At 60.8% G+C, this 20,859-nt stretch carries 19 protein-coding genes; 2 read left to right on the forward strand and 17 right to left on the reverse strand.

Translation table 11 applies throughout. The annotated features are described in order from the left end of the window. Nucleotides 1-71: 71 nt before the first annotated feature. The 4 genes from accC to scpA are packed head-to-tail and all read right to left on the reverse strand — an operon-like array spanning nt 72 to nt 6,833. Complete coding sequence (gene accC, locus WBK19_RS19050) at nt 72-2,081, reverse strand: acetyl-CoA carboxylase biotin carboxylase subunit (RefSeq protein ID WP_511292585.1); 2,010 nt, start codon at nt 2,079-2,081, stop codon at nt 72-74. Between the two features lie 20 nt (nt 2,082-2,101). After that, the gene (locus WBK19_RS19055) at nt 2,102-3,637 is read right to left on the reverse strand and encodes an acyl-CoA carboxylase subunit beta (RefSeq protein WP_511292587.1); all 1,536 of its coding nucleotides are present in this window, start codon (nt 3,635-3,637) and stop codon (nt 2,102-2,104) included. Between the two features lie 27 nt (nt 3,638-3,664). Then, nucleotides 3,665-4,654, reverse strand: coding sequence for a methylmalonyl Co-A mutase-associated GTPase MeaB (gene meaB, locus WBK19_RS19060; protein WP_511292589.1), 990 nt, complete (start codon nt 4,652-4,654; stop codon nt 3,665-3,667). Between the two features lie 28 nt (nt 4,655-4,682). Beyond that, complete coding sequence (gene scpA / locus WBK19_RS19065) at nt 4,683-6,833, reverse strand: methylmalonyl-CoA mutase (protein WP_511292591.1); 2,151 nt, start codon at nt 6,831-6,833, stop codon at nt 4,683-4,685. 166 nt (nt 6,834-6,999) lie between these two features. On the opposite strand from scpA, the gene WBK19_RS19070 reads away from it, so the two are divergent. Then, nucleotides 7,000-7,668, forward strand: coding sequence for a GntR family transcriptional regulator (locus WBK19_RS19070; protein ID WP_511292593.1), 669 nt, complete (start codon nt 7,000-7,002; stop codon nt 7,666-7,668). 183 nt (nt 7,669-7,851) lie between these two features. Here WBK19_RS19070 and WBK19_RS19075 read toward each other — a convergent pair whose 3' ends face one another. Then, nucleotides 7,852-9,525, reverse strand: coding sequence for a cation acetate symporter (locus tag WBK19_RS19075; RefSeq protein WP_511292595.1), 1,674 nt, complete (start codon nt 9,523-9,525; stop codon nt 7,852-7,854). Beyond that, the gene (locus WBK19_RS19080; RefSeq protein ID WP_494646622.1) at nt 9,525-9,845 is read right to left on the reverse strand and encodes a DUF485 domain-containing protein; all 321 of its coding nucleotides are present in this window, start codon (nt 9,843-9,845) and stop codon (nt 9,525-9,527) included. The genes WBK19_RS19075 and WBK19_RS19080 overlap by 1 nt, the downstream gene beginning before the upstream one ends. Before the next feature lie 133 nt (nt 9,846-9,978). Here WBK19_RS19080 and WBK19_RS19085 point away from each other — a divergent pair, with 133 nt between their 5' ends. Then, complete coding sequence (locus tag WBK19_RS19085; RefSeq protein WP_511292597.1) at nt 9,979-10,755, forward strand: enoyl-CoA hydratase/isomerase family protein; 777 nt, start codon at nt 9,979-9,981, stop codon at nt 10,753-10,755. Between the two features lie 11 nt (nt 10,756-10,766). On the opposite strand, the gene WBK19_RS19090 is transcribed toward WBK19_RS19085, so the two are convergent. Genes WBK19_RS19090 through dctP form a run of 11 tightly spaced genes read right to left on the reverse strand, consistent with a single transcriptional unit; the run spans nt 10,767 to nt 20,694 of the window. Beyond that, complete coding sequence (locus tag WBK19_RS19090; RefSeq protein WP_511293091.1) at nt 10,767-11,576, reverse strand: sulfite exporter TauE/SafE family protein; 810 nt, start codon at nt 11,574-11,576, stop codon at nt 10,767-10,769. 42 nt (nt 11,577-11,618) lie between these two features. Next, nucleotides 11,619-12,533 (reverse strand): malonate decarboxylase subunit epsilon, encoded by a 915-nt coding sequence (gene mdcH / locus WBK19_RS19095; protein WP_511292599.1) that lies wholly within the window; start codon nt 12,531-12,533, stop codon nt 11,619-11,621. 1 nt (nt 12,534) lies between these two features. Beyond that, entirely contained in the window at nt 12,535-13,428 is an 894-nt protein-coding gene (gene mdcB, locus WBK19_RS19100) for a triphosphoribosyl-dephospho-CoA synthase MdcB (protein WP_511292601.1), read from the reverse strand. Continuing rightward, nucleotides 13,421-14,089 carry a malonate decarboxylase holo-[acyl-carrier-protein] synthase gene (mdcG, locus tag WBK19_RS19105; RefSeq protein WP_511292603.1) on the reverse strand — a complete coding sequence of 223 codons (669 nt, stop codon included), beginning with the start codon at nt 14,087-14,089 and terminating at the stop codon, nt 13,421-13,423. Before mdcG ends, mdcB begins: the two co-directional genes overlap by 8 nt. A gap of 4 nt (nt 14,090-14,093) precedes the next feature. After that, entirely contained in the window at nt 14,094-14,813 is a 720-nt protein-coding gene (gene mdcE, locus WBK19_RS19110) for a biotin-independent malonate decarboxylase subunit gamma (RefSeq protein WP_511292605.1), read from the reverse strand. Further along, nucleotides 14,810-15,712 carry a biotin-independent malonate decarboxylase subunit beta gene (locus WBK19_RS19115; RefSeq protein ID WP_511292607.1) on the reverse strand — a complete coding sequence of 301 codons (903 nt, stop codon included), beginning with the start codon at nt 15,710-15,712 and terminating at the stop codon, nt 14,810-14,812. Before WBK19_RS19115 ends, mdcE begins: the two co-directional genes overlap by 4 nt. Then, nucleotides 15,709-16,023, reverse strand: a complete 315-nt coding sequence (mdcC, locus tag WBK19_RS19120) for a malonate decarboxylase acyl carrier protein (protein WP_511292609.1) — start codon at nt 16,021-16,023, stop codon at nt 15,709-15,711. Before mdcC ends, WBK19_RS19115 begins: the two co-directional genes overlap by 4 nt. A 5-nt stretch (nt 16,024-16,028) precedes the next feature. Further along, a complete protein-coding gene (mdcA, locus tag WBK19_RS19125; protein ID WP_511292611.1) occupies nt 16,029-17,681 on the reverse strand; it encodes a malonate decarboxylase subunit alpha in 1,653 nt (550 codons plus the stop codon). An 18-nt stretch (nt 17,682-17,699) separates the two neighbouring features. Further along, on the reverse strand, nt 17,700-19,040 hold the full coding sequence (locus WBK19_RS19130) for a TRAP transporter large permease (protein ID WP_511292613.1): 1,341 nt from the start codon (nt 19,038-19,040) through the stop codon (nt 17,700-17,702). Beyond that, nucleotides 19,037-19,621 carry a TRAP transporter small permease subunit gene (locus WBK19_RS19135; RefSeq protein ID WP_511292615.1) on the reverse strand — a complete coding sequence of 195 codons (585 nt, stop codon included), beginning with the start codon at nt 19,619-19,621 and terminating at the stop codon, nt 19,037-19,039. Before WBK19_RS19135 ends, WBK19_RS19130 begins: the two co-directional genes overlap by 4 nt. A 47-nt stretch (nt 19,622-19,668) precedes the next feature. Beyond that, nucleotides 19,669-20,694, reverse strand: coding sequence for a TRAP transporter substrate-binding protein DctP (gene dctP / locus WBK19_RS19140; RefSeq protein WP_511292617.1), 1,026 nt, complete (start codon nt 20,692-20,694; stop codon nt 19,669-19,671). Between the last annotated feature and the right edge of the window lie 165 nt (nt 20,695-20,859).

Here is a 20,859-nt window from a genome sequence, read left to right on the forward strand (position 1 = left end):
TTGGCGGGCCTTCGATTCCAAGGTTGACCGGGCTTGCCACGGTCAACCGTAAAAACCGGTCGAAAATCAAATCACTCGAATTCGATGATGACCTGATCAACCGTCAGGCTTTCGCCGGCAGCCGCTGAAATCTTCTTCACCTTGCAGTCCTGGTCGGCCTTGAGGATATTTTCCATCTTCATGGCTTCGATGACCGCCAGCTTCTCACCGGCCTTCACTTCCTGACCGACCGTCACCGCGACTTCGCGGAGCAGGCCGGGCATCGGCGAGATCAGGAACTTGGACAGGTCGGGTGCCTGCTTCTCAGGCATCAGCGCCAGCAGTTCGGCAGCGCGGGCGCTCATCACCATGAAGTCGGCGCGGGTGCCCCAGTGGAACAGCGAATATTTTGTCTTGTGGCGCTCGACCTGCAGCGTGAAATCCTGACCGTTGCAGGTACCGACAAACAGCGACTCACCAAGCTTCCAGCTGGAACGCAGTTCATAGGGCTTGCCCTGATATTCGATGTCATAGCCGCCATCGACCAGACGCGCCGTCACCGGATGATGCTGGTTGCCCGCTGCATCGAGGCGAACCACCATCCAGTTGTCGCTAACCAGACGCTCATGGCCCTGCAACTGGCCGGAAATCGAGGCTGAACGGTCAGTAAAGGCGCGGTAGACGTAAGCCGCAACCGAAACCAGCAGTGCCGGATCATCGTGCGGCACCATCGAGGCATCGAAGCCCTTCGGGTATTCCTCGGCGATGAAGCCGGTATTGAAGTTGCCGGACTGAAAACGCTTGTGCTGCATCAGCGCAGCCTGGAACGGAATGTTCGAGGAAATGCCGCGAATGACGAAACCGTTCAGCGCATCGCGCATGCGCTCAATCGCGCTGTCACGATCCTTGGCGTGCACGATGAGCTTGGCGATCATCGAGTCGTAGAACATCGAGATCTCGCCGCCGTCGTAAACGCCAGTATCGACGCGCGTCGTGCCGTTCGCATCGGTGGTTTCCGCCGGCGGCTGGAACTTGACCAGACGACCAGTCGAAGGCAGGAAGCCTCGGAACGGGTCTTCAGCATTGATCCGGCATTCCATGGACCAGCCGTTGAGCTGGACCTGATCCTGCGTCAGCGGCAGCTTTTCACCGGCCGCTACACGGATCATCAGCTCGACGAGGTCGACGCCGGTGATCAGTTCGGTCACCGGATGTTCCACCTGCAGACGGGTGTTCATTTCCAGGAAGTAGAAGCTCTTGTCGGCACCGACGACGAACTCGACCGTACCGGCCGATTCGTAGTTAACGGCGCGGGCCAGCGCGACAGCCTGCTCGCCCATGGCTTTGCGCATGGCCGGATCGACGAAGGGCGACGGCGCTTCTTCTATAACCTTCTGGTGACGGCGCTGGATCGAGCAATCACGCTCGTTCAGGTAAACGTAGTTGCCGAAGGAATCGCCGAGCACCTGAATTTCGATGTGGCGCGGTTCCAGCACGTACTTTTCGATGAAAACGCGGTCATCGCCGAAAGCGTTCTTGGCTTCATTGACGCAGGAGGTAAAGCCTTCATGGGCTTCTTTGTCGTTGAAGGCAACGCGCAGCCCCTTGCCACCGCCACCGGCCGAGGCCTTGATCATGACCGGATAGCCGATGCCCTGGGCAATCTTGACGGCTTCGTCCGGACCGGCAATGGCTTCGTTGTAACCCGGAATGGTATTGACCTTGGCTTCGAGGGCCAGCTTCTTGGACTCGATCTTGTCGCCCATCTTGCTGCTCGAATAGTGCTTCGGGCCGATGAACTTGACACCCTCTTCTTCCAGACGGCGCGAGAACTCGGAGTTCTCCGACAGGAAGCCATAGCCGGGGTGAACCGCTTCAGCACCGGTTTGCTTGCAGGCGGCGATGATCTTGTCGGCCACCAGGTAGGATTCCTTGGAGGCAGCCGGACCGATACAGACGGCTTCGTCAGCCAGATCGACGTGCAGTGCATCCTTGTCGGCTTCCGAATAGACGGCAACCGTCAGGATGCCCATCTTGCGGGCAGTTTTGATAACGCGGCAGGCAATTTCTCCGCGATTCGCAATCAGAATTTTCTTGAACATAGTATTTTTCTCCCTGACGCTTACAGCGGAATGTTGCCGTGCTTGCGCCACGGATTTTCAAGTTTCTTGTCGCGGAGCATGGCCAGCGAGCGGGCAATGCGCTTGCGGGTGGCGTGCGGCATGATGACGTCGTCGATGAAGCCACGAGCGCCAGCCACGAACGGGTTGGCGAACTTGGCCTTGTACTCGGCTTCGCGCCCGGCCAGCTTGGCCGGATCGTTCTTTTCCTCTCGGAAAATGATTTCCACGGCGCCCTTCGGCCCCATGACGGCGATTTCTGCCGACGGCCAGGCGATATTGACGTCGCCGCGCAGGTGCTTCGACGACATCACGTCATAGGCGCCACCGTAGGCCTTGCGAGTGATTACGGTAACCTTCGGCACGGTACATTCGGCGTAGGCGTAGAGCAACTTGGCGCCATGCTTGATGATGCCGCCGTATTCCTGCGTGGTGCCCGGCATGAAGCCCGGCACATCGACGAAGGTAACGACCGGAATATTGAAGGCATCGCAGAAGCGGACGAAGCGGGCCGCCTTGATCGACGACTTGATGTCGAGACAGCCGGCCAGCACCAGCGGCTGGTTGGCAACGATACCGACCGGGTGACCATCCATGCGGCCGAAGCCGATGATGATGTTCTTGGCGTAATCGGCCTGCAGCTCGAAGAAGTCATTGTCGTCGACCACTTTGACGATCAGTTCCTTCATGTCGTACGCCTTGTTGGCGTTGTCCGGCACCAGCGTATCGAGCGAGTAATCCATGCGGTCGACCGGATCATTCGTCGGCGTCACCGGCGGCTTTTCGCGGTTGTTGGCCGGCAGGAAATTCATGAAGCGACGCAGCATGGAGAGGGCTTCGACGTCATTCTCGAAGGCCAGATCGGCCACGCCGGACTTGCTGGTGTGGGTCACGGCACCGCCCAGCTCTTCGGCGGTCACATCTTCGTGGGTCACGGTCTTGACAACTTCCGGACCGGTCACGAACATGTAGGACGAGTCCTTGACCATGAAGATGAAGTCAGTCATCGACGGCGAGTACACCGCACCACCGGCACAGGGGCCCATGATCATCGAGATCTGCGGCACGACGCCGGAGGCCATGACGTTACGCTGGAACACATCGGCGTAACCGCCCAGGGAGGCAACACCTTCCTGAATCCGCGCACCGCCCGAGTCGTTGAGGCCGATCACCGGGGCACCGACCTTCATGGCCTGGTCCATGACCTTGCAGATCTTCTCGGCATGGGTTTCCGACAGCGAGCCGCCGAAAACGGTGAAATCCTGCGAGAAAACGAAGACCAGACGGCCATTGACCGTACCGTAACCAATGACGACACCGTCACCAGGAATCTTCTCGGCCTGATCCATACCGAAATCGGTACAGCGGTGCTCCTTGAACATGTCCCATTCCTCGAAGGAATCCGGGTCGAGCAACAGCTCGATACGTTCGCGGGCGCTCAGCTTGCCCTTTTTATGCTGGCTGTCGATACGCTTCTGGCCACCGCCGAGGCGGGCCATTTCGCGCTTTTTTTCCAGCTGGCGGATGATGTCGTGCATAGAAAACTCCCTAAATGGATCGGGTGATTAGTGTTTCAGATAGTCGAGCAGCGCATACGCGGCGGCAGCCGGGGTCGTATGGCCCTCCTCGACGGATCGGGTAAAGGCGGGCAGGTTTTCCTGCACGCGCGGGTGATGACGGAAATACTGACGCAGGCCTGAATCGATCAGTTGCCACATCCAGCTCAGCGTCTGATGCTGGCGCTTGGCGTCAAATTCGCCAGTCGGTTTCAAGGCCGCCTGGTACTTCTCGACCTCTTCCCAGAACTCGGCAATGCCTTCCTTGTGCAAGGCGGACAGCGTGATGACCGGCGGGGCCCAGTTCGGCGACGCCGGGCGCAGCATGTGCAGGGCGTTGCGCCATTGGGCGCGGACGACGGCGGTGGCCTGACGATCAATATCGGCCTTGTTGATGATCACCATGTCGGCGATCTCGACAATACCCTTCTTGATCGCCTGCAGGTCGTCGCCGGCATTCGGCAATTGCAGCAGGCAGAACATGTCGACCATGCCAGCCACCGTCGTTTCCGACTGGCCGACACCGACGGTCTCGATGATGATCACGTCGTAGCCTGAAGCTTCGCAGAGCAGCATCGCCTCGCGTGACTTTTCGGCCACGCCGCCCAGCGAACCCGATGACGGACTCGGCCGGATGAAGGCTTCTTCGCGCTGGCTGAGCAATTCCATACGCGTCTTGTCACCGAGGATGGAACCACCGGAAACCGAAGACGACGGGTCTACCGCCAAAACAGCCAGCTTCTTGCCCTGTTCGATCAGCCAGACACCAAGCGCCTCGATGAACGTCGACTTGCCCGCCCCCGGCACGCCGGAAATGCCAATGCGGATCGCCTTGCCGGTGCTTGGCAAAATGGCATTGAGCACCTGCTGGGCGCGCTGCTGGTGGTCGGGCCGCGTCGACTCGATCAGCGTGATGGCCTTGGCCAGCGCACGGCGCTGGCCTGCCAGCACGCCGTCTACCAGCAGTTGGTCAGCGGCGGACAGAATATTGGCACGCACGTGAGCTTCGCCCAGATTCATCCGAGGTTTAGCCGCGTGCCTTGCGAATTTCTTCGATGACCTTGATGGCCGAATCCTCGATCCGCGTTCCCGGCCCGAAGATGGCCTTGGCTCCGGCGTTGTAGAGGTAATCGTAGTCCTGGGCCGGGATCACGCCACCAGCGAAGACGATGATGTCGTCACCGCCCTGGTCCTTGAGCGCCTTGACCAGTTGCGGCAGCAGGGTCTTGTGACCAGCAGCCAGCGACGACACGCCAACCGCATGCACGTCGTTTTCGATGGCTTGGCGGGCAGCTTCTTCCGGGGTCTGGAAGAGCGGCCCCATGTCGATGTCGAAACCGAGGTCGGCGTAGGCAGTAGCCACCACCTTGGCGCCACGGTCATGACCATCCTGACCGAGCTTGGCGATCATGATGCGCGGACGGCGACCTTCTTCTTCGGCAAACTTGGCGACATCGGCCTTGATGGCTTCCCAGCTTTCCTGACCTTCCACAACGCCTCCGTAAACACCCGAAATAGTCTGGTTGTTGGCGCGGAAACGACCGAAGATCTTTTCCAGCGCATCGGACACTTCGCCGACCGTAGCGCGCAGGCGCATGGCCTTGACGGTCAGGTCAAGCAGGTTGCCTTCGCCGGATTCGGCGGCCTTCGTCAGCGCCTCCAGGGAGGCGTTGACCGCAGCACTGTCGCGCGTCGCGCGAATTTGCTTGAGACGGGCAATCTGCGAGTCGCGCACAGCATGGTTGTCGATATCGAGGATGTCAATCGCGTCTTCCTTGGCCAGCTTGTACTTGTTGACGCCGACGATGACGTCCTTGCCCGAGTCGATGCGCGCCTGCTTGTCGGCCGCACAGGTTTCGACCTGCATCTTGGCCCAGCCCGATTCGACGGCCTTGGTCATGCCGCCCATCGCTTCGATTTCCTCGATGATGCCCCAAGCCTTGTCGGCCATGTCCTGGGTCAGCTTTTCCATCATGTAGGAACCGGCCCACGGATCGACGACATTGGTAATGTGGGTTTCTTCCTGGATGATGAGCTGGGTGTTGCGGGCAATGCGGGAAGAGAACTCGGTCGGCAGCGCGATGGCTTCGTCGAGCGCATTGGTGTGCAGCGACTGGGTACCGCCGAAGACCGCCGCCATCGCTTCGATGGTGGTGCGCACGACGTTGTTGTACGGGTCCTGCTCGGTCAGCGACCAACCGGACGTCTGGCTGTGCGTGCGCAGCATCTTCGACTTGGCGCTCTTGGCGTTGAAACCGGTCATGATGCGGTCCCACAGCAGGCGGCCAGCGCGCATCTTGGCGATTTCGAGATAGAAATTCATGCCCACCGCCCAGAAGAAGGACAGGCGGCCGGCAAAAGTGTCGACATCCATGCCCGAGGCAACACCGGTACGTACGTATTCCATGCCGTCAGCCAGCGTGAAGGCCAGTTCGATCGCCTGGTTGGCGCCGGCTTCCTGGATGTGATAACCGGAAATCGAGATCGAGTTGAACTTCGGCATGTGCTGCGCCGTGTAGCCAAAAATATCGGCGATGATCTTCATCGACGGCTTGGGCGGATAGATATAGGTATTCCGCACCATGAATTCTTTGAGAATGTCGTTCTGGATGGTGCCGGACAGCTTGTCCTGCGGCACGCCCTGTTCCTCTGCAGCAACGATGTAGCCGGCAAGAATCGGCAGCACTGCGCCGTTCATCGTCATCGAGACGGAAATCTTGTCGAGCGGGATGCTGTCGAAGAGGATCTTCATGTCCTCGACGGAATCGATCGCCACACCAGCCTTGCCGACGTCGCCCGTGACGCGGGCGTTATCGGAGTCGTAACCACGGTGCGTCGCCAGATCGAAAGCGACGGAAACGCCCTGGCCGCCGGCAGCAAGCGCCTTGCGGTAGAAAGCGTTGGAGGCCTCAGCGGTGGAGAAGCCGGCATACTGACGAATAGTCCACGGCTTGACGGCATACATCGTCGGTTGCGGACCGCGCAGATAGGGCGCAAAACCGGGCAGGGTGTCGGCGAATTCGAGACCTGCAACATCGGCCTTCGTATACAGTGCCTTGACGGCAAGGCCTTCAGGGGTATTCCAGACCAGATTCCCGACATCGCCCCCTGGTGACTGTTTTGCTGCTGCCTTTTCCCAAGCATCCAGGTTATTGGAATCAAAGAACTTTTCAGACATGACATACCCCTCGCTGATTCGATTTTTTCGGGCTTATGATGCAGAATTCAAAATTCTACGCTTTTGGGCCCAGCTTGACATACCAAGCCCCACATAATACTTTATCCATAATTATGGAAGCAAGTCGGCAAAGTCCCGATCGGCTCATTCACATCACACCAAAACCATGACACGTATCGCACCTACCGCGCTCTATCAGGAAGTGGCCGAACGACTGCGTCAACGCATCTTCGCACACGAACTGACCCCGGGCACCTGGATCGACGAACAGAAACTCGCCGAAGAATACGGTATTTCCCGTACGCCCTTGCGCGAGGCTCTCAAGGTTCTGGCGTCGGAAGGGCTGGTCGACCTCAGGCCCCGCCGTGGCTGCTACGTCACCGAGATTTCCCGGCAGGATACGGACGACATTTTCCCGCTGATGGCCTTGCTGGAAGGACGCTGTGCGGCAGAAGCTGTCAAGCGGGCCAAACCTTCCGACATCTCGGCACTGAAGAACATCCACGAGCAGCTCGAAGCGGCAGCCCGCGAGGGACGCATTGACGCCTTCTTCGAGTCGAATCAGGAATTCCACAAAAAAATTCAGGAACTGTCCGGCAACCGCTGGCTGCTGTCAGTCATTCAGGACCTGCGCAAGGTATTGAAGCTCTCTCGATTGCACTCGCTCTCACTCGAGGGCCGCCTGCAACAGTCACTGGACGAGCATCGCCTGATCATGGCGGCGCTGCAGGCCGGCGACGCTGTCAAGGCCGAAAAACTGATGCACGATCATCTGCTGTCCGGGCGCGAAGCCCTAGCAAAGATTCGGGATAGTGCCGCTGGGCAAGGCAACTGATCGTTGCCACGGTCAACCGGAAATTTCAGTCAAATTTAAAACGCGTTCCGGGGCCTCACTGACGGACAGACCAAGCGTTGGCTGCAAACCCGCTCGTTGCCGGCTTCAATGAGTTTTTCCAGCCAATAAACAGAAAATCCCTGACGGCTTTCGCCGTCAGGGATTTTTTTGCGCGCCAGAAACCTAGTGGTTGCTGGCGGAGGCAGCGCCGTAACCCGTCTGGGCACGGACATACTGGTCTTCAAACGCCTCGATTTCCAGGCCGGCACGCACACTCGAATCTGTCTTCGAGAAAATGTAGGCCAGCAGGAAGGCAATCGGCATCGCGAACAAGGCCGGTTGGGTGTAGGGGAAGAGCGGCGCCGCATTGTGCAGCACGTCGACCCACACCGACTTCGAGAAAAGCACGAAGAGCACGGCAGAAACCAGGCCACCGTAGCCGCCGAACAGTGCGCCGCGGGTGGTCAGGCCCTTCCAGTACATGGAGAGGATGAGCACCGGGAAGTTGGCCGCAGCCGCCACCCCGAAGGCCAGACCGACCATGAAGGCAATGTTCTGCTTCTCGAACAGGATGCCGAGGATGATGGCAACGAAGCCGAGACAGATGGTGGCGATCTTCGAGACACGGATTTCGGAGGCTTCCGAAGCCGTGCCTTTCTTGATCACGCGGGCGTAGAGGTCATGCGAGATGGCCGATGCTCCGGCTAGCGCCAAACCAGACACCACGGCGAGAATGGTGGCGAAAGCAACTGCCGCCAGGAAGCCCAGCAGCATGTCGCCGCCGACGGCCTTGGACAGGTGCATGGCGACCATGTTGCCGCCGCCGATCATCTTGCCGCCAATCGTGCCGCCTTCGAAGAACTCCGGATTCTGACCGACGATGATAATGCCGCACAGGCCCATGATGAAGATGACGTTGAAGAAGTAGGCGACGAAGCCGGAAGCGTAGAGCACGGATTTGCGGGCTTCCTTGGCATCGGTCACGGTGAAGAAGCGCATCAGGATGTGCGGCAGACCAGCCGTACCGAACATCAGGCCGAGGCCCAGGGAGATGGCGGTGACCGGATCGGCCAGCAGGCTACCCGGATACATCAGTTTGGGACCAAGCTTATGAACCGCCGTCGCCTTCTCAAGCAGCGTCTGGAACGAGAATCCGAACTGACTGAAAGCCAAGAACATGACCAGCGTTCCCCCGGCCAGCAGCATGCAGGCCTTGATGATCTGCACCCAGGTCGTGGCAACCATGCCGCCAAAGGTGACGTAGACCATCATCAGGATGCCGACGGCAAAGATGGCAACGTTGTATTCCAGACCGAAGAGCAACTTGATCAACTGACCGGCACCGACCATCTGGGCGATCAGGTAGAAGCAGACCACAGTCAGCGACGAAATCGCGGCCATGGTGCGCACCTTGCCCTGGTCGAGGCGATAGGCGGTGATGTCGGAGAAGGTGAACTTGCCCAGATTACGCAGGCGTTCGGCCATCAGGAACAGAATGATCGGCCAGCCGGCGAAGAAGGCCAGCATGTAGATGTAACCGTCGTAACCCTGGCCATAGACCATGGCGGTTAAACCGAGCAGCGTGGCGGCTGACATGTAGTCGCCGGCAATCGCCAGACCGTTCTGGAAGCCGGTGATGCCGCCGCCGGCCGTGTAGAAGTCAGCGGTGGACTTGGTGCGGCTGGAAGCCCAGTAGGTAATGCCCATGGTCATGCAGACAAACAGGCAGAACATGATGATGGCGTGCCAGTTGGTCGCCTGCTTTTCGGTGACGCCTTCGAGCGGGCCGCCGGCAAATGCCATGGTGGCTATGGCAAAGAGACCGAGCGCAGTGCCGAGTTGAGTCAAACGTCGCATTATTTGTTCTCCTTCCAGGCTTCCTTGACGATTTCCTGCGTCAGGGCGTCAAATTCCGAATTGGCGCGCTTGACGTAGACTGCCGTCAGCGACCAGAAGAAAATGAACATGAATAGCTCAACGGCCACACCCACCGTCAACATGGAACCTTCGGCAACCGGTTGGCCGAGGGCCGCCGGATTGAAAGCCACCACCATCACAAAGCCGTAAAACATGGTTAATACGACAAAAGCCAACGTCCAGGCAAAACGTCCCCGTCTTGAAACGAGCTCCTGAAACTTCGGATTGGCCCGCATCCGCTCATACATCGCGCTGCTCATGGCTTGATCTCCTAACTTTTAATTAATAATTACCGACAAAAACGACCGCAGTATTCTATCTTATATAAGACTTACTGCCTTTGATCTGGATCGACTAATCCCATATTTTTTATATGGTCATTCGAGATAACCCATGAGCACCATTGATTTTTTCTGCGACAACGAAGTCGCAACCCTGACCCTGAACAACCCCGGCAAGCTGAATGCCATCGACCTCGGTATGTGGAATCAGCTGGCCGAAAAAATGGCTGAAATCAGCGTTGACCGCAGCATTCGTTGCGTCGTGCTGCGTGGCGCCGGCAGCGATGCCTTCGCTGCCGGGGGCGATCTTGAGGAGTTCGTCACGGATCGGGCGACGCTGGAACAGGCTCTGCACTACCACGGCCAGGTCGCGCTCGCATTGCAGGCCATCGACAATTGCCCACATCCGACGGTGGCGCTGATTCAGGGCGCCTGCATCGGTGGCGGGCTGGAAATTGCCGGCGTCTGCGATTTCCGGATCTGTGGCGAATCAGCCCGTTTTGGCGCGCCGATCAATCGTCTGGGCTTTTCGATGTACCCCGGCGAAATGGAAGGTTTGTTGCGCCTGGCCGGGCCAGCCGTCATGAAGGAAATCCTGCTCGAAGGCCGCATCCTGAATTCCGCCGAAGCCTACGCCAAAGGGCTGGTCACCCGCGTCGTCGCCGATGGAGAAACCGAAAGCGAAGCCTACGCCACGGCCAAACGCATCTGCGCCGGGGCGCCGCTGGTCGCCGGTTGGCACAAGCAGTGGATCCGCCGGCTGCTCGATGGGAAACCGTTAAGCGATGAGGAAAAGGCCGCCTCGTTCGCCTTCCTCGACACCGAGGATTACCGGGAAGGACTGGCTGCCTTTCTGGAAAAACGAAAACCGGCGTTCAAGGCGCGCTGAACGATATCCGGTTAGCTACCGTAGAGGCTCCACAGCATCTTGGTCGACAGCACCAGCAGCAGGCCAGCAAAAATCCGCTTGAGCACAACCACGGGCAAACGATGGGCAAGACGGGCGCCGAGCGGTGCGGCCAGCACGCTGGCGAGCAGTATGACACCGAGCGCCGGCAGATAAACAAAGCCCAAACTGCCGGCGGGCAAGCCGGGATGCCCCCAGCCGCTCCAGATATAGCCCAGGGTACCGGCGACGGCAATCGGTAAACCAACCGCTGCCGAGGTGCCGATTGCCTGATGTGGCCGGACGTTGCACCAGACCAGATAAGGCACGGTGAGCGCCCCGCCGCCCATCGCGGCGAGACTAGCCACGCCGCCGATGACGGTGCCGGCGATGCCCAGGCCAAGCCGCCCGGGCAGATTTCGGCTCGGCTTCGGGCGCAAGTTGGCAATCATTTGCACGGCAACAAACAGCATGAAGCCGACAAAGAAAATCGACAGCGCTCGCGACGAAATACGCGCCGCCAGCATGGCCCCAAACAGAGCACCGATCAGGATGCCCGGCGTCAGGTCGCGCATCACCGGCCACAGTACGGCGCGATGGGCGTGATGGGCACGCAGGCTGGAGAGCGAGGTGAACAAGATGGTCGCGATTGACGTACCAAGCGCCAGATGCAAGACCTCGTTGGCCGGAAAACCCTGTCGGGCGAAGAGGATCGTCAGCAAGGGGACGACCACGACACCACCACCCACGCCAAGCAGCCCGGCAAAAAAACCGGCGACGGCGCCGGTCAGCAGATAAGCCGGAATGATTTCGAAGGGAATCACGAAGATTGAGGCAGCGACGGTATTGGCGAGCGCCAAACTGTATCAGTTGCCGGCCTCGAGCCAGCGAACGATGCCCTCGACACTGCGAAAATCATCGCAGGCACGGACTGGTATCTCCGGGGCCAGTTCGCCAAATAACTTGGCCAGCGCGTTGCCGGGGCCGATTTCGAGCACCGCATCGGGTTGCATCTCGCGTATCGTTTGCAGACAGGCTGCCCAATCGAGCGGCGTGCAAATCTGGCGGGCCAGCGCATCGAGCGCCGGACGGGCCGTGCGTGCGACCGTCGCGTCGATGGCGCTGAGCACGGGAAAGGCCAGTCGGTGATCAGGCAGCAAAGCCAATCGCTGCTTGAAATTGCTTGCGGCTTGGGCCAGCAGCGGTGTGTGCGATGGCGTGTGCACCGCCAGATGGACCAACCGGCTCGCCCCCGCCGCCTCGAATTTGCCGGCGACGGCCACGATGCCGGCACGTGGCCCGGCAATCACCAGATGCCGCGGTGCATTGCGGATGGCCACGGCCAGCCCGGCCTGCTCGGCCAACCCGGCAACCAGCGCTTCATCGAGCCCGAGCACGGCGAGCATGCCGTATTCGCCGCTGACTGCGCCATCCATCTCGGTAGCGCGTTGAGTACATAGCGCCACGCCTTCGACCGCGCCAAATGCCCCGGCAGCACAGCACACCGCCATTTCACCCAGCGAATAGCCGGCCGCGCAGATCGGTCGTGGCAGGTGTTTTTGCAGGCTGCCCCAGAGCAGCATCTGCTGGGCAAAAATCAGCGGCTGGGCGATTTTGTTTTTTGCCAGTTTTTCCTGGTTGACCGTGGAACTTGGCTCGGCGATGCCCGGCACCGCCTGCACAATCGCTGCGCCCAATTCGCCGTCAATGCCGGCCTGGACCTGCTGCCAGTGCGCCAGGTTTTGGCCGCCCTGGCCGCTGAAAAGGAGGGCCAGACGCATCTCAGACCGCGCAGTCGAGTTCGGCGAGAAAGAGCGTCACGCCGAGCAAGTCGGCGCTACCGCCGGGGCTGAGATCACGCGCCACGAACTCGCGGTCGATTGCCGCCGCATGCTCGCGCCAGTCGTCGGCGAGCACGCCACCGGCCGCCAGAAATTCACTTGCGGCACGACGCCCGCTGGCTAGCCCGGCCGGACCGCCGCGCCACAGCAGGTTGGTATCGTCGAGTTCGGCAATCAGGGCAAACAAGGCCTGCACCGCTGCCAATTCGCCGTCACCGGTGGCGACCAGAATACCTCGATAGGCCGGCAGGCCAATCTCCAGCGCCGCCGGAAAACCGCTCGCCGCCTCCTGACGCGCTCCGCCGCTGCCGTAACGCTGTGCGACCACCAAACCGTGGCTCAGTTGCGAGGCGGCTGGCAAGACGGCCAGGCCGTCGAGAATGTCGGCTGCCCAGTTGATTTTGACGGCCTGGCAAGCCGTCACGGCGCTCGGCGTTTCTCCATCCGCAATCAGGCGGCCGGCCGCCGCACAGAGCAGACCGAGATTGAAAATCGCCCCACGGTGGGTGTTGACGCCGCCGGTCGCGGCCAGCATGGCAGCTTCGGCCTCGATGCCCAGCACCCGCAAGGGAGCGAAACCCGGGGGTTGCAGGCCGCAAGCGGCGATGGCGGGAAAATAGGTGCGCAAGGCCTGCAGACTGCGCAGGAAAGTGCTGAAGTCCATGTCGCGATGGCTGCCTTGGCTGCTCGGGCTGACCAAGCCGGGCTTGGGCGCCAGGGCAGCCTCACGGTACAGGCTGCGGATAGCCAGGCGACCGATACGCTCGGTTGCCGCGCGGTCGACCGGGATGGCCCGCGGCGCCGGACGACTGACTGGGACGACGCGCTCAAGCATGGCAGCAAGCCTCCTTCAGGGTGGCGAGCAAGGCGTGCACGGGCCGCAAGCCAACCTCGTGCGGCCCTTTGACGAGGACCAGGGCAGCTGGATTTTCCCGATGCGCAGCAAATTCCTGCCAGGCAACGGCGTCACCATCCGGAAAACGCAACTCGCCATCGAGCCGGCAGCGCAGTTCGCCGGCCGCCGACTTCAGCGCCGCCAGCATGTCGTCCAATTGCGCCAGCGTCGCGACATCGACGATAAGGTCGATGTCGGAGTCGGCGTGGCGATAGTCCTCGCCACTCAGCGCCTCCCAGGCCAGCGAGCCGAAAACGCCGAGACTGGCCGAACAGGCAGCCGCCCGCTCGGCCAATCGACGAAGCACGTCGGCCTCGGCCACCGGCAGCCGCGAACAACAGCGGGCGATGCTCAGCGGCGCGTCGATTCCGGCCACCACCCGGCGGTCGACGTGAATGGTCAGCCTCTTTCGTTGTTGTTTCAGCGGCAGGCTCAAACCGAGCAGCAGCGGGCCGCCACCGGCCGGGTGGCGGGCGGCAACCAGCGGCCGGCCAGCGGCGATCCAGTCACGCGCCGCCTGCCACAATGAATCGCCCGTTGCGGCGCAGGGCGTCTCGAATGCTGCATCTCGATCCAGATAAACGAGGTCGTGGCGATGCATCCCTTCAGGCTCCGCACGCGGCGTTCTGAACGGTTTTGGCTATGCCCGCCGCCAGTTGGCGGCCACCGCGCTCGAGCCCGCTGGACTGGCGCTGATCGCTGGCCGGCGCGGCCCGCTCGGTGGCAAGGGCTTCTTCCAGCAAGCTGGCCGATGGTACCGGCCAGATCGCTTCGATGGCGCCCATGCGGACGTAGCTCTCGGCGCCCGGTGCGAAAATCGGCGAGCCGGCAGCCAGTTCGACCAGACGTTCATGGGCGATCTTGGTAACGCGAGACATAGCCCGCAGGTCCATCACGCGGACCTGAGCATCGGCCAGCGCATAGGCCCGGTCGGCCATCAGGCCGAAGGAGAGGAAGCCGCCGCTGACCGCATTGGCCGTCACCAGACTGAGCGAGGCATGCCCCTGCCGGCGGGCCAGATCGACGCACTGGGCGAGATGGGCCAGCGAGCCATTCAGGCAGAGCAGTTCCTGACTGCGCGACAGGGCCTGACCGCTGGTATCAACGAGAAAGACCAGCGGCCGGCCGGGGTGCTGCTCAACGGTATTGAGAATGAAGGCGGACAGGGCCAGCGCCATGGCGTGATCGATGGCCGCCGCATCGGTCGTGCCAAGGACAGCGACCGTGCCTTGCGCGGTGGTCGCTTTACCGGTAATCACCTGGTTGTTCACGGCGACCGCGTGGCCGGCTGGGAACAGGCTATCGAGAATGTCGTTGAGACTCATGTCGGCAATCCTTCCTTGAGGGCGACCAGGCTGTCGCGGTCGAGCATGGGCACGCTTTCCGGCTCGGCGATGCCGAGGGCGGCCCAGACCTGCAGGCCGTCGCGATACGTGGCATAGGCAGCGAGACGGTTTTCCAGTGCCTGCTGGCCGGCCCGCAGCTGGGCGACACTCGGCGCAGATTCCGTCCACTTGGCGAGAAACTCGGCCGCGCCAGTGCGAAAGGCAGGGATGTCGTCTTCCACCAGTTCGGCGCAATCGCCCATCAGGTAGCGGTGCTTGCCGCCGGTGACGCGCCAGACCAGCGCCCGGTCCTTCGAGTCGAACTCCTCGACGCCGGCGACGGTTTCGATGACTTCCGGCCCGGACAGCGCAAGGCGGCCCTCTTCGGAAATGATGATGGCCGAACAGAGTTTGGCGACGATGCCCATCCCACCGAAAGCGCCACAACTGCCACCGACCAGCGCGATGACCGGGACGCCGGCAGCGCGGGCGTCGAGCACGGCGCGCATGATTTCGGAAATGGCGATCAGGCCGGCGTTGGCCTCGTGCAGACGAACGCCACCGGAATCGATGAGAAAGAGCACGGCGGCCGGCTTTTCCTGCGCGGCGCGGCGAAGCATCCCGACAATCTTGGCGCCGTGGATTTCACCGACCGCACCGCCCATGAACTGACCTTCCTGGGCGATTGCAAAAATCGGCTTTTTTTCCAGTTGACCGTAGCAAACGACCACGCCGTCATCAAAAGCGCCGGGCAAGTCGAGCAGGGCGAGATGCGGGCTGGGGTTGGACTCGGCCGGTGGCAGGATTTCACTGAAACTGCCGGGATCAAGCAGGCCCGCGAGGCGAGCCCGGGCGGTCGCCTCAAACCAGCTGTGGCGTGCAGCAAGCGACGCGATCATTGGGCACCTCCCTGGTATTCGGCCAGCGCCTGGGCCAGGCGCAAGGTGACGACAGCCGGCGTCGCCCCCATGTCATTGATGGCAATAACGGTGCCGCCGGCCGGATGACTCGTGGCGAAGCTGTCGAGCACGGCGCGCCAGGTTTCACCGAAACCGCGTGCCGAAGTCTTGATGCGGACCCGGCAAGCCTCCGGCTCAATACCGGGCTTGACGAGAATTTCCAGATTGCCCGAGCCGACCACGCCGCACAGCGCGGGATCGGCTGCCCGCGGAACGGGCTTGGAATCGAAACGAAAATCGAGAGTTTCCATGGCGGTCACCAATTGCGGAAGCGTGAAGGGGGGGCATACAAGCCGCCCGACCAGCGCACCAGATCCTTGACGGAACGGGCGGCGAGCAGGTCGCGCGTGGCCAGTCGCGGGTCGATGCCGAGGTCTTCGGGACGGCGGACGATGCCGCGGTCGCGTAGGTTCTCGACCATCGCCTTGTCACGGGCCATGCCGACCGGCGTGAAGCCGGCAACGCCGCGGATCGCCTGTTCGCGCTCTTCCGGGCTGCGGCAGAGCAGCAGGTTGGCGATGCCTTCCTCGGTGACGATATGGCTGACGTCATCGCCGTAGATCATGATCGGCGGCAGTTCGGCACCCATCGACTTCTGCAGTTTCCACGCATCGAGTTCCTCGACGAAAACCGGCGCCATATGCTCGCGGAAGGTTTCTACCATCTGCACCACCAGCTTGCGGCCGCGAATGGCCTTGGGGCCGTAGGCTTCGCGCCCGGCCTTGAGCCAGGCCGGGCTGGCGTGACGCCGGCCGTGCGGGTCGGAACCCATGTTCGGCGCGCCGCCGAAGCCGGTGATGCGGCCCAGCGTCGCCGTCGAACTGTTGCCGGCCATGTCCATCTGCAAGGTCGAGCCGATGAACATGTCGCAGGCGTAGAGGCCGGCCGTCTGGGAAAACGCCCGGTTCGAACGCATGCTGCCATCGGCGCCGGTGAAGAAGACGTCGGAGCGGGCCGAGATGTAAGCGTCCATGCCGACTTCCGAACCGAAGCAGTGCACCGATTCAACGAAGCCGGCTTCGATCGCCGGAATGAGCGTCGGGTGCGGATTGAGCGCCCAGTGCGTGCAGATCTTGCCCTTCAGGCCGAGATCGGCGGCGTAGGTCGGCAGCAGCAACTCAATGGCTGCGGTATCGAAACCGATACCGTGGTTCAGGCGTGTCACGCCGTACTCGGCGTAGATGCCCTTGATTGCCATCATCGCCATCAGCACCTGGACCTCGGTGATCTGCGCCGGATCGCGGGTAAACAAGGGCTCGATATAGTTCGGCTTCGGGGCAAGCACCGTGAAATCGACCCAGTCGGCCGGCACATCGACGCGCGGCAACTTGTCGAGGCGCTCATTGACCTGGGCGATGACGATACCGCCCTTGAAAGCAGTCGCCTCGACGATGGCCGGCGTATCTTCGGTATTCGGCCCGAGGTAGAGATTGCCTTCGGCATCGGCGGCCTGCGCCGCAATTAGCGCGACGTTCGGCGTCAGGTCCATGAAATAGCGGCCGAACAGTTCGAGATAGGTGTGGATCGCCCCGATCTCGATGCGCTGTTCCTGGACCAGCTTGGCCAGCCGGGCGCCCTGCGGGCCGCTGAAAGAAAAGTCGAGGCGGTTTGCCAGGCCGCGCTCGAAAAGGTCCACATGGCTCGGGAGAGCCAGGACTGACTGGACCATACTGAGGTGATTGATGCGTTCCGGGCTGCAATCAGCCAGGGACTCGGAGAGGAAATCGGCCTGCTTCTGGTTGTTGCCTTCCAGACAGACGCGGTCACCGGGCTGAATGACGGCTTCGAGCAGGTCGATGATACGGTCAACCGGAATTTCCTTGCCAAAACCGAGGCTCGCCGCCCGCTCAAGGCGGCGGCCACGACTCTGGCGCAGGGTGTCCCAGTCACGCGGGAGGGGTGCGTTCATGATCGTCTTTCCGCCAACTCAGGAACCGCTGTACTGCGACGGCAGCCAGGTGGCGATTTCCGGGAAGATGCAGAGCAGCACGATGCCAAGCGCCATCAGCAGCAGGAAGGGCACGGTGCCCCACATGATTTCCTTGAGCTTGATGTCGGGGGCAATGCCGCTGATCACGAACAGGTTGAGGCCGACCGGCGGGTGAATCAGGCCCATTTCCATGAGGATGGTCATGATCACGCCGAACCAGATCAGGTCGATACCAAGGGCGTTCAGCGCCGGCAGGATGATCGGCGTGACCATCAGGATGATGGCCACCGGCGGCAGGAAGAAGCCGAGCACGATGAGCAGGATATTGACCCAGAAGAAGAAGACCCATTTGCTCATTTCCAGCGAAATCATCCAGGCGGCGGCCGACTGGGTGATGTGCAGGTAGCTCATGACATAGGTGTAGAGAAAGGACATCGCAATGATCAGCATGATCATCGACGACTCGCGGGCGGTACCGGACAAGATGACCTTGAGGTCAGCCCAGCGCCAGCAACCGTAGATCGCCATGACCATGAGCAGCGCGCCGAAGGCACCAATGCCGGCCACTTCCGACGGCGTCGCCCAACCACCATAGAGGGCAACCATGACGACGATGATCAGGCCAATGAACGGCGCCAGGCGGGGCAATGTTTCGAGGCGCTGTTTCCAGCTGAACGACTCTTCCGCCGGCATGACAATACCGCTCGAACGATTTGAGGCAATTTTTTCGTTCTTTTCCGCCCAGGATTTGTACACCACCCAGATCGAGAACATCGTCGTCAGCAGCAAGCCAGGACCAACGCCGGCCATGAACAGCTTGCCGATCGATTGCTCGGTGGCTAGGCCATAGAGAATCAGTGTCAACGACGGCGGAATCAGGATGCCCAGCGTGCCGCCGGCAGCGATCAAACCGGTCGCCAGACGTTCGGAATAGCCGCGTTTGCGCATTTCCGGAATGCCCGAGGAACCGATGGCCGAGCAGGTTGCCGGCGAGGAACCACACATCGCGGCGAACACCGAACAAGCCAGCGTATTGGCCAGGCCGAGGCCGCCCGGCACCTTGTACAGCCAGCGGTTCAGCGAGTTGTAGAGATCGGCGCCAGCACGTGATTTGCCGATCGCAGCGCCCATCATGATGAAGAGCGGAATGGTCAGCAGCGTGAAACTGTTCAGTTCGGAAAAGATGGTTTCAGCGATGATCGACAGCTGCGCCACCGGCATGAAGAAGTACATGAAAATCAAGGCGACCGAGCCGACAGCAAAGGCGATCGGCATGCCCGAGAATAAAAACAGGAAGGTTGCGGCCGCATAGAGCAGGCCCAGGGTTCCGACGCTCATTTGCGCTCTCCTTCGTCATCGTGCTGGATGCGCTCAATCGCCACCTGGATGGCGGCATTGTGCTGCGGCGGTGGGTGATGCGAACGCATGGCTTCCGGTAGCGAGTCCTCGACAAACTGGACAAACACCTGCAAGGCAAGCGAGGTCATGCCGATTGCCATGGTGGCAAAGACCGGCCACATTTTCGGCGCCCATGAGGTGTCGCTCATCCGGCCTTCGTCCCAGGCTTCGTAAAACAGATGCCAGCAGTTCCAGGCAATGAAGGCACAGAAAAAGAAGGACAGCAGGTCAGAAAAGGCCATGCGCCACTGGGTCCAGCTCGGCGGCGTGATTTCGTCGAGAATTTCGATCGTCACATGGCCACGGTTGAGCTGGGTATGGGCGGCAGCCAGAAAGCTGGAGGCGATCAGTAAATAGACGCAAAACTCAATTTCCCAGTCGGTCGGCCAGGCAAAGAAATAACGGACCGCGACTTCAAAAACGAGAACGCAGGTAGCGATGACGATCAGAAAGGCCGACAGGTAACCTGTCGCAATATTGAAGGCCTTGACCGCTCGGCTGATGAAATATCCGGGGCTCATGATTCACCTTTAAAGAGGGATGGGCCGGGCCATGCCCGGCCGGTGGATTACTTGACCGACAGCGCCATGTCGAGCAGGGCGCGGCCATCCTTGATGTTCTCGGCGAAATCCTTGAAGGCGGTTTGTTCGGCGACGCCGCGCCAGGCCATGAAGGCCTTGTCATCCATGTCGGCCACCTTGGCACCGGCCTTGGCGAATACGTCTGCCATGCGCAAGTCATCCTTCTTGGCCTCCTCGACGCCGAATTTCTCCAGGCTGGCACCAACGTCGCTGATGATCTTTTGCTGCTCCGGGGTCAGCGAGTCATAGAGGCCCTTCGAAATCAGCAGCGGTTCGAACATGAACCAGAAGCTCTTGTTGCGGGCCGTGGTGACGTACTTGCTGAATTCCTGCAGACGGAAACTGATCAGCGAGGTGCTGGAGGTCAATGCGGCGTCGAGCACGCCGGACTGCATCGCACTGTAGATTTCCGAGGACGGCATGCCGGTCACGGCAGCCCCGGCGCCCTTCAGCATCTGGTCCATTTCCTTGCTGCCGCCGCGGAATTTCAGGCCCTTGGCGTCGTCGGGAACAACCACGGTCTTCTTGGTCGAGGCGATGCCGCCAGCCTGCCAAATCCAGGTAATGATCTTAATATTCTTGTCAGCCAGGATACGGTCAAGCTCCTTGCCGATTGGCGCTGTTTTCCAGCGCATCCCTTGCTCGTAACTGTTTACCAGCGTCGGCATCAGCGTGATGTTGACCTGCGGAATTTCGCCGCCGCCGTAGGCCAGCGGCACCAGGCTCATGTCCAGCGCACTCTTGCGCAGGGCGCCAATCTGGCTATTGGTTTTCATCAACGAACTGCCAGGATAAATCTCGAACTTCAGACTGCCCTTGGACTGCTTTTCGACCTCCGCTACGAAGCGACGGACCAGACGGTCACGGAAATCGCCATCCTCGTTGGTCGCGGCCGGGAACTGGTGGGAAATTTTGATGACGCGCGGCGTCTGGGCGTGGGCCGCAGGCAGGGCACAGGTCAAGGCCGCAACGGCGATGGCCAGGGTAAGGTGGCGTTTTGTCTTGCTGAACATGGATAGTTCCTCCAGGGTTAGAAATGCACAGGCGGTGAAACCTCACTGGCTGGCTTATCCACACTTTGGGGAATACCGCACTCTTGCTTTGTGTTCAAAAATCACCGTTGTGTATACACAATAAGCAAACATTGAATACTGGTCAACTAATTTCGTATAATTAAA

This window comes from Azonexus sp., from assembly GCF_049652925.1.
In the GTDB taxonomy this organism is placed as follows: Bacteria; Pseudomonadota; Gammaproteobacteria; order Burkholderiales; family Rhodocyclaceae; genus Azonexus.

What these genes read in the sequence shown, in the direction of transcription:
- WBK19_RS19130 (WP_511292613.1), bottom strand. Translation starts at nt 19,040, where the DNA reads ATGAGCGTCGGAACCCTGGGCCTGCTCTATGCGGCCGCAACCTTCCTG.
- mdcC (WP_511292609.1), bottom strand. Translation starts at nt 16,023, where the DNA reads ATGGAAACTCTCGATTTTCGTTTCGATTCCAAGCCCGTTCCGCGGGCA.
- WBK19_RS19055 (WP_511292587.1), bottom strand. Translation starts at nt 3,637, where the DNA reads ATGCACGACATCATCCGCCAGCTGGAAAAAAAGCGCGAAATGGCCCGC.
- mdcG (WP_511292603.1), bottom strand. Translation starts at nt 14,089, where the DNA reads ATGCATCGCCACGACCTCGTTTATCTGGATCGAGATGCAGCATTCGAG.
- WBK19_RS19080 (WP_494646622.1), bottom strand. Translation starts at nt 9,845, where the DNA reads ATGAGCAGCGCGATGTATGAGCGGATGCGGGCCAATCCGAAGTTTCAG.
- mdcB (WP_511292601.1), bottom strand. Translation starts at nt 13,428, where the DNA reads ATGCTTGAGCGCGTCGTCCCAGTCAGTCGTCCGGCGCCGCGGGCCATC.
- WBK19_RS19135 (WP_511292615.1), bottom strand. Translation starts at nt 19,621, where the DNA reads ATGAGCCCCGGATATTTCATCAGCCGAGCGGTCAAGGCCTTCAATATT.
- WBK19_RS19070 (WP_511292593.1), top strand. Translation starts at nt 7,000, where the DNA reads ATGACACGTATCGCACCTACCGCGCTCTATCAGGAAGTGGCCGAACGA.
- WBK19_RS19115 (WP_511292607.1), bottom strand. Translation starts at nt 15,712, where the DNA reads ATGATCGCGTCGCTTGCTGCACGCCACAGCTGGTTTGAGGCGACCGCC.
- mdcH (WP_511292599.1), bottom strand. Translation starts at nt 12,533, where the DNA reads ATGCGTCTGGCCCTCCTTTTCAGCGGCCAGGGCGGCCAAAACCTGGCG.
- scpA (WP_511292591.1), bottom strand. Translation starts at nt 6,833, where the DNA reads ATGTCTGAAAAGTTCTTTGATTCCAATAACCTGGATGCTTGGGAAAAG.
- dctP (WP_511292617.1), bottom strand. Translation starts at nt 20,694, where the DNA reads ATGTTCAGCAAGACAAAACGCCACCTTACCCTGGCCATCGCCGTTGCG.
- mdcE (WP_511292605.1), bottom strand. Translation starts at nt 14,813, where the DNA reads ATGAGTCTCAACGACATTCTCGATAGCCTGTTCCCAGCCGGCCACGCG.
- WBK19_RS19085 (WP_511292597.1), top strand. Translation starts at nt 9,979, where the DNA reads ATGAGCACCATTGATTTTTTCTGCGACAACGAAGTCGCAACCCTGACC.
- accC (WP_511292585.1), bottom strand. Translation starts at nt 2,081, where the DNA reads ATGTTCAAGAAAATTCTGATTGCGAATCGCGGAGAAATTGCCTGCCGC.
- WBK19_RS19075 (WP_511292595.1), bottom strand. Translation starts at nt 9,525, where the DNA reads ATGCGACGTTTGACTCAACTCGGCACTGCGCTCGGTCTCTTTGCCATA.
- mdcA (WP_511292611.1), bottom strand. Translation starts at nt 17,681, where the DNA reads ATGAACGCACCCCTCCCGCGTGACTGGGACACCCTGCGCCAGAGTCGT.